Origin of the sequence: Mucilaginibacter ginsenosidivorax (genome assembly GCF_007971525.1) — a bacterium.
Classification (GTDB): Bacteria; Bacteroidota; Bacteroidia; order Sphingobacteriales; family Sphingobacteriaceae; genus Mucilaginibacter; species Mucilaginibacter ginsenosidivorax.
In genome coordinates this window covers 4520988-4536678 of the sequence record NZ_CP042437.1, presented here as the reverse complement: position 1 = coordinate 4536678, position 15691 = coordinate 4520988, and the positions used below count along the sequence as shown (strand labels likewise).

The following is a 15691-nucleotide window of genomic DNA, read 5'->3' as shown; positions in this document are numbered from 1 at the left end:
AATGGCTGTTGCTGCTCCCTTGGTTTCTGTGTGCATTCCGGTTTATAATGGCGAAAACTATATCGGGGACACTATTAACGCGGTAATCAATCAAACCTACAAAAACATCGAGATTATAGTAGTTGATGATGGCTCAACCGATAATACTAAAAGCTTATTAAAAAACCTGCCACAGCAAAATATCAGTGTTTATTATCAGCAAAACCGCGGCGCGGCGGCGGCACGTAATTTGGCTTACAGCAAATCAAATGGTCAGTATATCAAATTTTTAGATGGTGATGATATCATCAATCCCCAAATGCTTGAAAGCCAGGTTAAGCTTGCTGTTGAAAACCCGGATTGTATAATTTCTGCCAAATGGGGCAGATTTTACGATAATAACCTGGATACTTTTAAATTAAGCCCCGAAGATTGCTGGCAAACGCTGCCCGCATATGATTGGATCTGCTCGTCATGGAAAAACGGCCATTCGATGACACAATCGGGCATTTTTTTATTACCAAAGCAAATCATCGAAAACGCCGGCCTGTGGGACGAACAGCTTACCTTAATTGACGACCTTGATTTTTTTACCAGGGTAATCCTGAAATGCAAATTGGTAGTATTCGATCCCAATTCTATATTATACTACCGGTCGGGCAATAGCGGCAGTTTATCTGATCGTAAACAACAGGAAGCCATGCAATCAGCATTCATGGCTATTGATAAAGCCACCAAAAACCTGCTGGCCGTAAAAGCAAGTGCCGGGGCTAAACTGGCCTGCGCCAATACCTGGCAGCATTACGTATACATTGCTTACCCTAAGCATTCTCAACTGGCCAAAGAAGCGCAAAAACGGGTAAACGAGCTTGGAGGTTCTACACTAAAATTCATGGCAGGCGGTATAACCAAAATAATCACAGCTTTGATAGGCTGGAAAGCTACCAAACGTTTTAAACAAGCATTTAACATCCATTAATTGAAAATCCTTCTTTCATTTTTACAGGATAACGGCGGCCAGCCACATGCCATACCTGCATACCGTTTCTGGACATATTATATCAAAAATGGTATAGAGGAAGCAGGAATGCAATGGACCGAAATACCAGGCCTCGACTGGGCTGCCGGCCTGGTACCTTATGAAAACGATCCAGCCTTGCAACAATGGAAACAGCAGGCATGGGAAAAAACCATAAACCACATTAAAGCGAACCGAGGGCAAATAGATGTTTTTTTATGTTATTTATACCCCAAACAAATAGATGCCGAAGCAATAAAGCAAATTAAGGCGATGGGCGTGCCATGCGTTAATTTTTATTGCGATAACGTACGTTCGTTTATCAAACTACCGCGCCAATTTAAGGTTTTCGACCTGGTATGGGTACCTGAATTTGAGGCCCTGCACCTTTATCAAAAAACCGGGGTTCCGCACATTAATTTGCCTATGCCGATGTGGGTTGATCCTAAATACCGCCATTTTAGTGAGCAGGAAACTGATATTATCTCCTTCATCGGGTCAAAAGATGATTTACGCGCGCAGCTTTTGGCAGATGCAATTGCCGGGGGCGTTCCCATACAAATCAGGGGAAACGGCTGGAATAATGGTACAAACGAGTCTGCAGTACAACAATCGTCGCCAAACGGATCGTCCAAAATTAAAAACCAGTTCAACCTGCTACGCAACGCAGGGATCAGGGGATTTGTAGCGTATCATCGTAAACGTAATGAAAAGCCCCTTGAAGCGCATATTCCGCCGGGCAACATATTTGAAAAACCGGGCTTCGATGAATACATCGGGCTTAGCCGCCAAAGCGTTATAACACTTGGCATCAACCGGGTGCCTACATTTAGTAAAAACCTTGTAACGTATAGCCGGCTTCGTGATCTGGAAGCGCCCATGCTTGGTGCCTGCTATCTAACGGAATATACCGCCGGGCTCTCTCAACTATATGATTTGGGCACCGATATTGAAACTTATACCAATGCCGATGAACTGGTTTACAAATGCAGGGAACTCATGGCATCAAAAAACAAGCGTAAAGAATTGAGGATAAAAGGACAGCAACGGGCGCTTGACACCCACTCCATACCGCAATCATTACAACTCATAAAAACCCGGCTGTTTTGAGAGAGTCAAGAATCAAGAGTCAAAAATTAAGATAAGGGCAGCAAAGGTTAAGGGGCTGTTTCCTTCTTATGATTTCTCAAATTCGAATAATTTTTTCCTTCTTGATTCTGAACTCTTGATTTTTGTCTTTAAATGTTGATTAAAAAAGTCTGCATCATCACACAATCGCACCTTTGCCGAAACCCCAGGGTTTTAAAAGAGGCCACCACTTTAGTTACAGCAGGTTATGATGTTACTATTTTAACAAACATCATTTCAAACGATCTTTACCAGCAAGACCTGTTGGCTATAAGCGCCTCGCCAGGTATTAAGTTACAGGCAATATCAAACCTCTCGGCATCAAGCTTTAATTCATTTACAGATAAGTTTTTAAATAAAATTGGCCGCCTGCTTGCTCGCAATTTTAAAATAGAGAGCAGCCTGGCACTTGGTTATGGTGCTATGCGCTATCATAGTAAAGCGAAAGCTGTAAAAGCCGATTTATACATCTGCCACCAGGAACTGGCTACGTACATAGGTACCAGGCTGTTAAATGAAGGTTATGAAGTAGCGTTTGATTTTGAAGACTGGTACTCGGAGGACCTGCTGCCCGAAGCCCGGGCAGAGAGACCAATTAACTTACTTAGGCACATAGAGGCTATCGCTTTAAATAAAGGCACCTATTGCATTACAACATCAAATGCCCTGGCTAAACAGTTAGCACAGGTATATTTGTGCCCTCAACCAAAGGCTATCTATAATGTTTTCCCATCGCCTGGCATTATTCCAAATAAAACAAAAGCGATTAAAAAGCCGCTGAAGTTATTCTGGTTTTCGCAAACCATTGGCCCGGGCAGGGGAATCGAACAATTTATGAACCTATTGAACTCGGTAAAAACAGGCGTTGAACTACACCTTTTGGGCAATATAACTACAGCCTATCGCGAAATACTCGTCACCCTAATGCCCACCCAGCACGGGCTATATTTTCATTCCCTTGTTGGCGAAAATCAATTGGCCGCAAAAATAGCCGGCTTTGATATTGGCCTGGCTATGGAACTGGGCACGCCCCCAAGCCGCAATTATACCATTACCAATAAATTTTTCCAATATATCCAATCAGGCCTGCCTGTTATCGCCAGCGAAACAGAGGGTCAGAATGAAGCCTTTGACAAGTTTAAACCCGGTTTCAAATTACCGCAACAGCCATCTCCGGAACAGATAAGCGAACTGGATAAGTGGCTTAACGATCCTGGCAGCTTACAATTAGCCCAACAACAGGCCATTGAGGCGGCGGCGTTTTACAACTGGGAAAATGAGTCGAAAAAATTGCTTCAATTAGTCAACAACGCTCTTGAAAAATAAGGTAAGTCTGCAAATAAACCTGGCACCCGGCGATTATCCGCATGCCAGGTATATACTTAAACACCAGTTAACTATTTTAAGTACGCAGGTAGATGAAATTATATTAACGGTTGATACCCGGCCAAGCAAAGGCCGTTTTGCCGAAGGGTGGGAAGAAAATAAAGAGTTGCTAAACCGATTCCTCTCGTCAGAAATTGAAAACAGCTACAACGTTAAAATTGTCCCGGTTGATTATTCACCTGCAACCAAACAAAAAGTTGCAGACTACTTTTTCGGCAAAAATGATATGCCGGAGAAAGACTTCAGGGGTGGTCCTTTTTATGCTTATTTTTTCGGAATTTATTCAGCTGCCAATAACCTCGTTTTCCATTTAGATTCCGACATGTTTTTAGGTGGCGGAAGCGAGGAATGGATTGCCGAAGCAGTACATTTTTTTGAAACTGATACAGTTTGTTTTGTTACAGCGCCTTTGCCAGGCCCGCCCAATAGTATGGATACTTTAACCGGGCAACAGGTAATTAATAAAATTGCCCCTTATACCTGGCAACTGGCAGGTATGAGCACCAGGATTTTTATGATTGATAAAAGCCGGTTAAAAACCGGTAAGCTTATATTAACCAAACCACCACTACGGGGCCAGTTGAAAGCAATAATTGAAGGCAATGCCAATGCCGATTTACCCGAGCACCTGATATCTGCCTACATGGACAGCCATCGATTAAAAAGGATTGATTTTTTAGGTAGCGGTAAAGGGTTATGGTCGTTACATCCGCCCTATCGTACCAAAGCTTTTTATGATGGGTTGCCACAACTGATTAAAAAAATAGCGGACAATAACCTACCCGAAAAGCAGCAGGGTTTTTACGATATTATTGATGAGGTTTGTGATTGGTCGGCAGCGCGCGAAAAAATCAGCAACAATCGCTGGTGGAAAAGGCTGGGAAATCGTGTTTAAAATTTTTCACGTCATGTAATAGCTTTGAATGTGGAAATAGGTAGCCCCATAAGGGAACAAGAAAATTCAGATAAATATTGCTTCAAATTGGTAGCCTCTACGAGGCATAGTACTATGCTAATCAAGGCGCTTGCCTCGTAGAGGCTACCAATTTGTAGAACAAAAGCTCCGATGTATTTTCTGCCCCGTAGGGGTTACCTTTCTACATCAAGTTTTTAAAAGCGATTCCCCTGTGGATTGTACGATTTCAATTAGCTTTTACACAACTGTTCCTAAGGGCCATCGGCCCGACACATATTGTAGCCACGGGTTTCAACCCGTGGATGATTGGCCAAAGGACAACAAGAGTGCCATCGGCACGAACCATATTTGGGGTAAATCCAGGTATTTCATTTCGTTCAAACGATATATATGCATTGATAATATGGATCGAACCTACGGCTCTCAATCGTTTTCTTCGTTTTTTCCACGGGTTAAAACCCGTGGCTGCAAAATTGGCCGAGGCTACGCCTCTAATTTGTGTCGAACAAGCACCAATGTGTCAACAAAATATATCTTTAGAAACTAATCAGCAACGGCATCTGTGTTACCCATACAATCCGACATAGGACCAATTTTCAAACGCGATTGCTATGTATAAAAGGGCTATAAAATAATCCTGTGAAAAAACTGCTTATCGTATCTCCCTATTTCCCGCCGGTAAACGGTGCCGATATGCAGCGCATCCGCATGAGCCTGCCCTACTTTGCCGCTAACGGCTGGCATGCCGAAGTAATAATGGTAGATGAACAATACGCCGACCTGCCTATGGATGAATTACTTTTGCAAAGTATCCCCGTTCAGGTAAAGGTTCATAAGGTTAAGGCGTTAAAAAAAAGCATCACATCTAAACTGGGGCTGGGCAGTATTGCTCTGCGCTCGTTGTGGTTTTACAGGCAAAAAATAAACGAGCTTTTAAAAACACATGCTTACGATCTGATCTATTTTTCAACCACCCAATTCCCGGTTTGTATCCTCGGCGCTTATTTTAAAAAACGGAATGGTATCCCTTACGTAATAGACATGCAGGACCCCTGGTTTTCTAACTATTATGAGAATAAACCCAAAGCACAAAGGCCTCCCAAATACTGGTTCTCTTATCGGCTAAACAAATACCTTGAACCCATTGCAATGAACAGTGTGGATGGCCTGGTAAGCGTATCCGATAATTATATCAGCGACCTGAAAAACCGCTACCCGGCAATTAAAAACATTCCGGCAGTAACCATCACCTTCGGCGCATTTGAACCGGATATGCAGATAGCCGAACAGAACAAAAATACTTTTCCCAATCTGCTCGATTCTAAATACACCAATATAGTGTATATCGGTCGGGGCGGTGCCGACATGCACCGAGCCGTTACTCCACTGTTTAATTCCCTGAGAGCAGCATTGAATGAAGGTAACGAAGCTTTAAAATCATTGCGGTTTTATTTTATAGGCACAAGTTATGCAGCCAACGGCCAGGGTAAGCCGAGCATTTTGCCGCTTGCCCGGCAAATGGGTGTTGAAGAAAGCGTAATTGAAATTACCGATAGGATAAGTTACTATCATACATTAATAACCCTGCAACAGGCCGATGCATTATTTATTCCGGGCTCGGATGATCCTAAATACACGGCTTCAAAAATTTATCCGTATTTACTTACCCCAAAGCCATTGTTAGCTATCTTTAACAAGGCAAGCTCTGTAATAAACATTATGAAGGAATATGGCGTTAAACAGGTATATGATTATGAAACTGTTACCAATGCCAACATCAGCACATTTTTATCTTCCCTTATCAACGGCAGCACGGAGCCGCCCCAATATCACTCCGAAGCCGTAAATAAATATTCGGCAAGGCAAATGACTATAAACCAATGCAAACTTTTTGACAGCATTACCGGTGGGGAAAATTAAAAGAACACTTGGTTTTATATTAAACCATCCTTTAGGTAAAAGGCATCCGTTTAAAGCCTTTATCCGTTTTTTAGCATGGCAGCTTCAAAGCAGCATGCAACCTGCAAAATTTATAGTGAAACCCTATATTGCCGGTATCAATTTTTATGCACGCAAGGGCCTTACAGGTATTACAGGCAATATTTATACCGGCCTGCACGAGTTTGACGACATGGCGTTTCTGTTGCATTTTTTACAACCCGGCGATGTTTTTTTTGATATTGGCGCCAACGCCGGTTCATATACTTTATTGGCTTCGGGTGTTTGTAAAGCTAAAACTATTGCTATTGAAGCCTCGGCAAATACTGCAGCCATCACCGCCAAAAATATCAGCCTGAATAAACTGGAAGATAAAGTTACTTTAATAAACGCTGCAGCAGGCGCAACAGCGGGCACATTAAGCTTCTCAAAAAACGAGGATACAACCAACCACATTATAAGCCACGGCGAAAGTGCGAACATGGATGCGGAAACGGTAAATGTAATCAGTATTGATTCCCTGATCCTTAATGATAAACCCGCCCTTATAAAAATTGATGTGGAGGGCTTTGAAACCGAAGTACTAAAAGGGATGACCGGCACCCTAAAGCTGCCCATACTTAAAGCCATCATTATTGAATTAAATGGCAGTGGTTTACGCTATGGCTTTAATGAAGCCGATATTCACCAAACACTTTTGTCAGTAGGTTTTAAGCCATATCAATATGATCCTTTTAAACGGGAGCTACAGCTGATGGATTTATTTGGCAGCTATAATACCATTTATTGTCGCGACGAAGCATTTATAAAATCGTGTGTAAAAGCGTCCAAAGGATTTAAAATTATGGGCGAAATTATTTAAGATGCGCTTAGCCGTCATTACCACCCATCCCATCCAATACTATGCCCCGATATTCAAATTACTGGCCGGGCGAATAGACCTTAAAGTGTTTTATACCTGGGGCGATGGGGCGCAACAAAAATTTGATCCGGGCTTTGGCAAAACCGTTACCTGGGATATCCCGCTACTGGAGGGATATGACTATGATTGGGTTAAAAACACAGCTCCTGATCCGGGGTCGCATCATTTTAAAGGGATAATCAATCCGGGCCTTACCAATCAAATAGAAGCATGGCAGGCTGATGCTATATTGGTTTACGGCTGGGCATATGATAGCCATTTAAAGGCCATCAGGCATTTTAAAAACAAAATACCGGTTTATTTTCGTGGCGACTCTACATTGTTAGATGTTAAAACCGGCGCTAAGCAATTATTACGATCGTTTTTTTTGAGATGGGTTTACAGCCATGTTGATCATGCTTTATATGTAGGCAGCAATAATTGCGCTTACTTTAAAAAATATGGGTTGAAAGGCCGGCAGCTTAGCTTTGCGCCACACGCCATAGATAACGATAGATTTGCCGCCGAAAGAACCGAAGAAGCTTCCAAAATCAGGTCGGGTTTGGGGATTAAGCCAGGTGATGTTTTAATATTGTTTGCCGGTAAATTCGAAGAAAAAAAATCGCCGCTTTTATTGCTGAATGCTTTTTTAACTTTGAACATGCCAAATACGCATTTATTATTTGTTGGTAACGGTATTCTGGAGGGTGCTTTAAAAACAGCCGCTGGTAAAAACAATCATATTCATTTTATAAGCTTTCAAAATCAATTGGCAATGCCGGCTTTATACCAGGCCTGCAACTTGTTTTGCCTGCCTTCGCAAGGGCCGGGTGAAACCTGGGGGCTTGCCGTAAATGAGGCTATGGCGGCCGGTAAACCGGTATTAGTATCTGATAAATGCGGTTGCGCTGCCGACCTGGTAAACCCTGGCGTTACCGGCGAGGTATTTGAAACGGGAGATATATCATCCCTCACAAAAAAACTGTGTTGGCTTGTGGAAGATAAAAACAGGCTTACAATTTTAGGCCACAACGCAGCAGCGGAAATAACCAATTGGAGTTTTAGTAAACAGGCCGATGCCATGTTAAGCGTAATCAATAATACCCATGCAAACTAAGCAGGCACCGTTAGAGCGTATTATTGTATTATATATACCCTGGGCATTGGCTGCTTTATTAAGCAGCGACCCTCAGCTATCCTATATGATAGCCTGGCTCGGATCATTCCTTATATTTTTGCTGACTTTAACTGGCTGGGTTAAGCCGATACCAGATGACCTCACCATAGCCGAACAATTGATGCGCCCGATTTTTTTGGTGCAGATAATTTTTGCCGGGTACATGGCCTGTACCTCCATATTTTACTTTATGGATGTGCTGGGCTATCAGAATTTTGAAAAGGTAAGCACAACGCTTGTTGACAGAGACCGTTTGCTGTACACGGCGCAGTGCCAACGCTACTATTGCCTGGGGCATGCGGCTTTTGTATCGGGTATTTTGATTTTTATGAGTTATGATACCAAATCAAAATACTATATGCCAAAAGATAAACTGGCAAATTTGCTTATGATGTTTGCTGTTGTCAGCTTCCCGGCGTCTATATTTTTTATTCGTATTCCGGGATTATCGCAATTTGCCAACCAGTTTAGTTCGCTAAGTTTTATTGCCGGTACGCTGGCGCTTGCCTTTGCTATCCCGCTTAAAAAAATTGGCAATACACTTATTTGCATTGCCTTTTACTTTTTTAACTTTTATACCGCCTTAACTTCGGGGTTTAAGGAACCCATTATCATCAGTGTGCTGGTGTTGGGGGTTTTCCTGTATCCCAATTACAAAAAGTTGGTAGCCGGCATCTTCATCCCTGCCCTGCTGCTTTTATTTATGTTTTTACCAACGTATAATCGCATTTTCAGGCAAAACGCATGGTCGGGCGATGCCTCGGCAGATGAGGCAACTCAACTGGCGCTTGATGCGGCATTAAGCAGCGATCCCGGCGATGGCGACGACTCAAACTGGGGCTTTTTGGCCTACCGGCTTAGCGAGATTGATATGTTTATCAAATTCACCCAATCAACCCCAAAAAACGTTGATTTTTACGGCACAAAGTTGCTCGAGCAATCGGGCATGGCTATCATACCCAGAATTTTTTGGCCTGATAAACCCAGCACCGAAGATTTGATTATGGAGCGGGTTTACGATGCAGGCGTAGTTAACAGAGCTTCAAGCGTATCGGCCAAACCGGCTTTTATTGTAGATGCTTACCTGAGCTTTGGAGGCCTGGGGGTATTTGTTATTATGCTTGTTTATGGCGCCGTAGCACAAATTATCTCGGTAAAAGCCGAAAAGCTTTTTGGAGGATATATTTTGGGCACCGCCCTTGTGTTTAGCGGACTGTTCCAGATTATGTGGCGGGGCCTTAGTTTCGAATTTCTCATCAATACCGTGTTCTGGAGCTACGTAAGTATGCTGGTGATTCATAAAATACTCACGGTATCTAATATATTAAAAGAGATTTGAGGATTCTACAAATTTCGGCAGCATACAAACCGGCTTACATTTATGGCGGGCCAACCATGTCAGTAGCCATGCTTTGCGAGCAACTGGCAAATGCAGGCTGCAAAGTGAGTGTATTTGCCACCACTGCCAACGGTGTTTCCGAACTTGATGTAACGCCAAATCAAACCGTAACGATTGATGGCGTAAGCGTTATCTATTTTAAACGCATTACAAAAGACCATAGCCACCTGTCGCCGGCATTATTAACAGCCGTTTGGAGGAATGTTAAAACTTATGATGCTGTACATGTCCACGCCTGGTGGAACCTGGTTTCGGTATTATCCTGCTTTATAGCCGTTATGCGTGGTGTGCCTGTAGTAGTATCGCCGAGGGGGACATTAAGCCCCTATTCTTTTCAAAATAAAAACAGGTTTATTAAATTACTCATCCATAACTTACTGAGCAAACCGGTTTTAAAACGCTGCCATATCCACGCAACTTCGCTACGGGAAAGTGAAGCCGTCGGTAGCATTATCACGCCTAAAAGCTCAACTACCATACCTAATTTTGTAAAGCTCCCGGTTGACAGGCCGGCCACGAAAAACCCAGTTGCCGCCCCAATTAAGCTGCTATTTTTTTCAAGGATAGAAGAAAAAAAAGGGCTCGATTTACTGATCAATGCTTTACCATTAATCCAAGCAAAATATCATCTCACCATCGCAGGTAGCGGTGGCCAGGACTATGTTGATAGCTTGAAGCAATTAGCTGCCGATAATGGCGTTAGCAATAAAATAACCTGGGCTGGCTTTATTAATGAGAAGAAATTTGAGGTACTGCAAAAACACCATCTTTTTGTATTACCATCCTATGATGAAAACTTTGGCAACGCGGTAATTGAAAGCCTGAGCGTTGGTACACCGGTACTCATTAGCAAACAAGTTGGCCTTGCAGATTATGTTGATAAAAATAAACTTGGCTGGCTATGCGAAACAAGCGCTGTATCTGTTGCAGAAATGATTGACCAGTTAGCAGTCCTTCCTCTTGAAATGGAACGCATCAGTCGTCAGGCGCCTGGTATAATTGATTCGGATTTCAGCACCGATAGCCTGGTCGAAAAATATATAGGTTTTTATACTAAAATCGCCAAAAAACATTGATGCCGCCGTATTCATTTATTATTCTTACCTATAACGAAGAGCAGCACCTGCCCCGCCTGCTGGAATCAATAGCCGGGTTAAATGCTCCCGTTTTTATTTTAGATTCGGGCAGTGATGATGATACGATCTTGATAGCACAAAAAGCAGGTGCTTCTATTTTGCAGCACGCTTTCGAAAACCATCCTAAACAGTGGGACTTCGCACTAAAAAATTTCGATATCAAAACGCCCTGGGTTGTTTGTTTAGATGCCGACCAGGTAATTACGCCCGAACTGAGAGAGAAGCTGGCAAACTTCAAAGACCAGGACTACCAGGACATTGACGGCATTTACTTTAACCGAAAAAATTTTTTCAAAGGCAGCTGGATAAAGCATGGCGGGTATTACCCTTTTTACCTGCTTAAAATGATCCGCTTCGGTGTTGGTTACTCCGATCTGAATGAAAATATGGACCACCGCTTCATCGTACCCGGTAAAACTGTTGTTTGGAAAGATGGCCATATATTGGAGGAAAACCTGAAAGAAAACAACATCAGCTTCTGGATAGCCAAACATAACCGCTACAGCGATTTACTGGCACAGGAAGAGGTGGAACGCATGCAAAAAATGCGGCAACAAACCCTTAAGCCATCCTTGTTTGGCTCGCCCGATGAGCGTACGGCCTGGCTTAAGCAATTGTGGTGGCAATTGCCCCGCTACGTAAGGCCGTTGCTTTACTTTACTTACCGCATGATATTCCAATTGGGCATATTAGAGGGGCGTATAGGCGTCATATTTCATTTTTTACAGGGTTTCTGGTTCAGGCTCATCGTTGATGTTAAAATTGACGAGATCCTGAAAAACAAACAGCCGGGTATACTGGTAAACACCGGTCGAATCTCACCCGGTAAATTTGTATTCAGGTTCCTGTTTTTGTTCCTGCTGTTCTATTATTTTAATATTCTATTTTTTGGGATAACTAATCCGGGCAGCCATTATTACCCGTTTTTGGCTAATCATTTAAATTATATACAAGGCCTGCGTTGGTTATTATTGAGTATAAGCACACAGGTACTTAACGGGCTTGGTTTTTCGGCCATTCATAATGGTACCGAATTGCTGGTTGCAGGCAAAGGGGCTATTATCCTGGTGTACTCATGCCTTGGCCTTGGGCTGATGAGCTTTTTTGCGGCTTTTGTAATAGCTTATCCTAAAAAAACTAATCAAAAATTGATCTTTTTAACTTCGGGGATTTTGGTGATCCAACTTTTAAACATTCTGCGTTTTGTACTGCTGGCTTTGTTCTGGAATAAAGATGCAAGCCGTATAGTTGACCACCATACCATATTTAATATCATTTTGTACACTATTATTATGATAAGCCTGTATTTTTGGGTCAAACAAAATGATGAGCACCCAAACAAACATGCATAAAACCGACCTGTCAACCTATAATAACTACCCTTTTCACCCGGGTGGCAATGCACTAAAAAGGCTGTTATGGTTTTATGTGAATGCTGCTTTCTTCAAAACCAGTTTTATACCCTCAAGCCGTTTCAAAGTTTTTTTATTGCGGACGTTTGGCGCTACGATAGGTAAAAAAGTAACTATAAAACCTTGCGTAAATATTAAGTATCCCTGGTTTTTACAAATTGGCGACAACACCTGGATTGGAGAAAACGTTTGGATAGATAGCCTGGTGATGATTAGCATTGGTGCCAACGTATGTTTATCGCAGGGGGCCATATTGCTTACCGGCAGCCACAACTATAAAACCCCATCATTTAACCTGATGACCCAGAGCGTAATTTTGGAAGATGGTGTTTGGATAGGCGCCGGTGCAACGGTAAACCTTGGCGTAACGGCCGGCAGCCATTCAGTTTTAACCAGCGGTTCGGTGGCAACTAAAAACCTTGAACCGTACTGTATTTACCAGGGCAATCCGGCAGTAAAAGTCCGCAACCGCGAAATCGGCCTGTGAATAACCCACTACTTGTTAAGTCAATAGTACTAAGTCTTAAGTCAAAACTTAAATTTATTCTTTTTTTTGGCTTGGAGCTTAAGACTTTCGACTAAAGACTATCCGTTGTTACACAATTAACATAACACTACCTTTATTATGACCGTGCAGCAATCACATACTCACAAAATTATTTTAATTGCTTTATGCCTGCTTACCGTCATTGTGGGCATGATGGTATTTATAGCGCCGTCGGCCATTTTTCCAGATCCAAGCTGGGGCTTCCAGGTGATGCACAAGATGCAGGCCGGCGGAGCCTTTAACATTACAAACAAGCCAGACGCTGCCGACATTAGTAAAAATCATAGCGAATTTCTATCATGGTGGTCACCGGGCCAATATTTGGTCCCTTACTTCTTTAAATCGTTGTTCGGTGTTAATGATGGGCGCGCAGCAGCCATTACTACCATGGTATGCAGCTTATTAGGCATTACCGGCTTGTATGCTTTCTTTAAAAAGGCCGACTTCGCAAAGCATTTAGCTGCTATAAGTGTATTGATTATTGTTGTTCAGCAGGCATTTGTCGTACCCTATATATTTTATAATGGCGGCGAGGTTTTACTTTTCGGGTTCCTGGGCTGGTTTTTATACGGCTGTATCAGTTTTGATAAAATTGACTGGAAGCTCGCCTTATTTTTGCTGCTATCCGGATGGATAGGCTTCTTCTGCAAATCATCCTTTTTATGGATGTACGGGGCAGGATGTTTATACCTGTGGCTCAGCCTGTCTCAAAAGAAAACAGCAATAATAGACTGGGTTAAAAATGGCGCCTGGATTGGTATACCTGCTGTGTTGTCATTTTCTGTAATTTATTGGGGTTACATGGCTAAAGGAGCAAATCCGGCAGGCACTTCATTTGGCTTCAAATTTAGCTGGGAGGCACTAAGCTTTCCTTTGGCGTCGCCCTTATTAACCGGCTTTTCATTGGATGATATGTTAAACGGCCTTATAACGCATAGTAACGCCGCTATACTTAATCACGGCTGGTCGTTGCTTGTACTCTCAATAGCGGCTTTATTGAGCGTATTATTAGCGGTACAAATTGTTCGCATTGTTCCTAACAAAAGCTATGCGCTGTTATTTAGTGTTTTTTATTTGCTTTCCATATTGTTTTTTGGTTACAGTTTTTTAAAACAGGCCAACATATCCTACGAGGGAAGGCATTTGCGTATAATCGGCTTGCTGATAACACCGGGCGTTGTTTACCTGGTAAGTTTAAGTAAGTTGCCCGTTAAAATTGGATTTGGTTTGATATGCCTGTTTATTACTGCTTTAAGTATTAGGTATTTTGCCCCCAGCTATTATCAAAATGCAACCAAAAATGCCAGGGGAACTTCGGGCATAGCGCAACTGTTTATTGATCAGCCATCCTTAGACCAAATCATGGAACTCGACCGTAAAAACAACAATGCTATTTTTGTATTCATCAGCCCCGACCTGGGTTTGGAGATAAACCATAACCGCTACGTGATATTAGATCCCATTGGCCCTGATGTAAAAATTGAATTTGACGACTATGTACACTATGGTCATGCCGGGCCAATTTTCATCATGTTGCCGGCAAGTTACATGGGGCCAAAATCAAACATCATCCGTAAATGTTTCCCGGGTTACAAGGGTTTTCATATGGATATGCTGAGCGACAAATATGTGCTATATTCTGCTAAATAAGTTTCAATTTATATCAAAAAAATATAAAAAAGTATAAGTTTTATACAGTTTTAGTCCAACTATTTAAACCAGTTTAAACACTTGCTTTATTGATCTCGGCCCAAAGTAAATCCTTCAAACCGGCCAGGTTTTTTTGGGCTACCGATGATATAAAAATGGATGGCACACCCTCCGGCAGTTCCTTCTTCATTTCGGCCTGAAGTTCCTCATCCAATAAATCCATTTTAGTTACTGCCAGCACGCGTGGTTTGTGCATCAGTTCGGCGTTGTATTCCTGCAACTCATTCAGCAATATTTCATATTCTTCTTTGATGGTGCGTGGCGTATCAGCGGGTACCATAAACAGCAGTACTGAGTTACGCTCGATATGCCTCAGGAACCTAAAACCTAACCCCTTGCCCTGCGATGCACCCTCAATGATTCCGGGGATATCGGCCATTACAAATGAGCGGTTATCACGGTACGATACGATACCCAGGTTGGGTACCAGGGTAGTAAAAGCATAATCGGCAATTTCGGGCTTAGCGGCAGATACTACCGAAAGCAGGGTTGATTTACCCGCATTAGGGAAACCTACCAAACCAACATCGGCCAGAATCTTTAGCTCCAGTATATTCCAGTCTTCCCTGCCATCTTCACCGGGCTGGGCAAAGCGGGGGGTTTGCTGGGTTGGAGTTTTAAAGTGCCAGTTGCCCAGGCCGCCACGGCCGCCGGGGGTCAAAATCCGGGTTTCGCCGTCCTGGGTTATCTCGAAAATCACTTCGCCGGTTTCGGCATTTTTAACGGTTGTGCCCAGGGGAACCTCTAAAATCTCATCTCTTCCGGTTTTACCGCTACGTAACGAACTGCCGCCCGAATCGCCATCGCCGGCAATAACATGCTTGCGGTATTTAAGGTGCAGCATGGTCCATAACTGGGCATTGCCTTTAACTATAACATGACCGCCACGGCCGCCGTCGCCACCATCGGGGCCTCCTTTGGAGGTTAATATATCACGGTGTAAATGCGCAGAGCCCGCCCCTCCATGGCCACTGCGGCAACAGATTTTCACATAATCAACAAAATTGGAACCTTGCGACATAATTTCTTCTTTTTTTTTGGAGA

At 42.9% G+C, this 15691-nt stretch carries 13 protein-coding genes; 12 read left to right on the top strand and 1 reads right to left on the bottom strand.

Translation table 11 applies throughout. The annotated features are described in order from the left end of the window. Position 1: 1 nt before the first annotated feature. The 12 genes from FSB76_RS18955 to FSB76_RS18900 all read left to right on the top strand — a co-directional run bounded on the left by FSB76_RS18955 (position 2) and on the right by FSB76_RS18900 (position 14587). Positions 2-958: a glycosyltransferase family 2 protein gene (locus FSB76_RS18955; RefSeq protein ID WP_147056046.1), complete on the top strand. Its 957-nt coding sequence runs from the start codon at positions 2-4 to the stop codon at positions 956-958. Beyond that, positions 959-2107, top strand: a complete 1149-nt coding sequence (locus FSB76_RS18950) for a glycosyltransferase family protein (protein ID WP_147056044.1) — start codon at positions 959-961, stop codon at positions 2105-2107. It abuts the gene before it with no gap. 132 nt (positions 2108-2239) lie between these two features. Then, the gene (locus FSB76_RS18945; RefSeq protein WP_147056042.1) at positions 2240-3451 is read left to right on the top strand and encodes a glycosyltransferase family protein; all 1212 of its coding nucleotides are present in this window, start codon (positions 2240-2242) and stop codon (positions 3449-3451) included. After that, positions 3441-4406: a hypothetical protein gene (locus FSB76_RS18940; protein WP_147056040.1), complete on the top strand. Its 966-nt coding sequence runs from the start codon at positions 3441-3443 to the stop codon at positions 4404-4406. Before FSB76_RS18945 ends, FSB76_RS18940 begins: the two co-directional genes overlap by 11 nt. 660 nt (positions 4407-5066) lie before the next feature. Beyond that, positions 5067-6347: a glycosyltransferase family protein gene (locus tag FSB76_RS18935; protein WP_225976247.1), complete on the top strand. Its 1281-nt coding sequence runs from the start codon at positions 5067-5069 to the stop codon at positions 6345-6347. Continuing rightward, entirely contained in the window at positions 6319-7227 is a 909-nt protein-coding gene (locus FSB76_RS18930) for an FkbM family methyltransferase (RefSeq protein ID WP_147056038.1), read from the top strand. The genes FSB76_RS18935 and FSB76_RS18930 overlap by 29 nt, the downstream gene beginning before the upstream one ends. 1 nt (position 7228) lies before the next feature. Next, positions 7229-8383, top strand: a complete 1155-nt coding sequence (locus FSB76_RS18925; RefSeq protein ID WP_147056036.1) for a glycosyltransferase family 4 protein — start codon at positions 7229-7231, stop codon at positions 8381-8383. After that, positions 8373-9782, top strand: a complete 1410-nt coding sequence (locus FSB76_RS18920; protein ID WP_147056034.1) for an exosortase Y-associated Wzy-like protein — start codon at positions 8373-8375, stop codon at positions 9780-9782. The genes FSB76_RS18925 and FSB76_RS18920 overlap by 11 nt, the downstream gene beginning before the upstream one ends. Next, positions 9779-10918, top strand: coding sequence for an XrtY-associated glycosyltransferase XYAG1 (locus tag FSB76_RS18915; RefSeq protein ID WP_147056032.1), 1140 nt, complete (start codon positions 9779-9781; stop codon positions 10916-10918). Before FSB76_RS18920 ends, FSB76_RS18915 begins: the two co-directional genes overlap by 4 nt. Further along, positions 10915-12330 carry an exosortase Y gene (gene xrtY / locus FSB76_RS18910; RefSeq protein WP_449406750.1) on the top strand — a complete coding sequence of 472 codons (1416 nt, stop codon included), beginning with the start codon at positions 10915-10917 and terminating at the stop codon, positions 12328-12330. The genes FSB76_RS18915 and xrtY overlap by 4 nt, the downstream gene beginning before the upstream one ends. Further along, positions 12323-12877: a WcaF family extracellular polysaccharide biosynthesis acetyltransferase gene (locus FSB76_RS18905; protein ID WP_147061031.1), complete on the top strand. Its 555-nt coding sequence runs from the start codon at positions 12323-12325 to the stop codon at positions 12875-12877. Before xrtY ends, FSB76_RS18905 begins: the two co-directional genes overlap by 8 nt. Before the next feature lie 138 nt (positions 12878-13015). Beyond that, positions 13016-14587 carry a hypothetical protein gene (locus FSB76_RS18900; RefSeq protein WP_147056028.1) on the top strand — a complete coding sequence of 524 codons (1572 nt, stop codon included), beginning with the start codon at positions 13016-13018 and terminating at the stop codon, positions 14585-14587. 73 nt (positions 14588-14660) lie between these two features. Here FSB76_RS18900 and obgE read toward each other — a convergent pair whose 3' ends face one another. Beyond that, positions 14661-15668, bottom strand: a complete 1008-nt coding sequence (gene obgE / locus FSB76_RS18895; RefSeq protein WP_147056026.1) for a GTPase ObgE — start codon at positions 15666-15668, stop codon at positions 14661-14663. Positions 15669-15691: the final 23 nt, after the last annotated feature.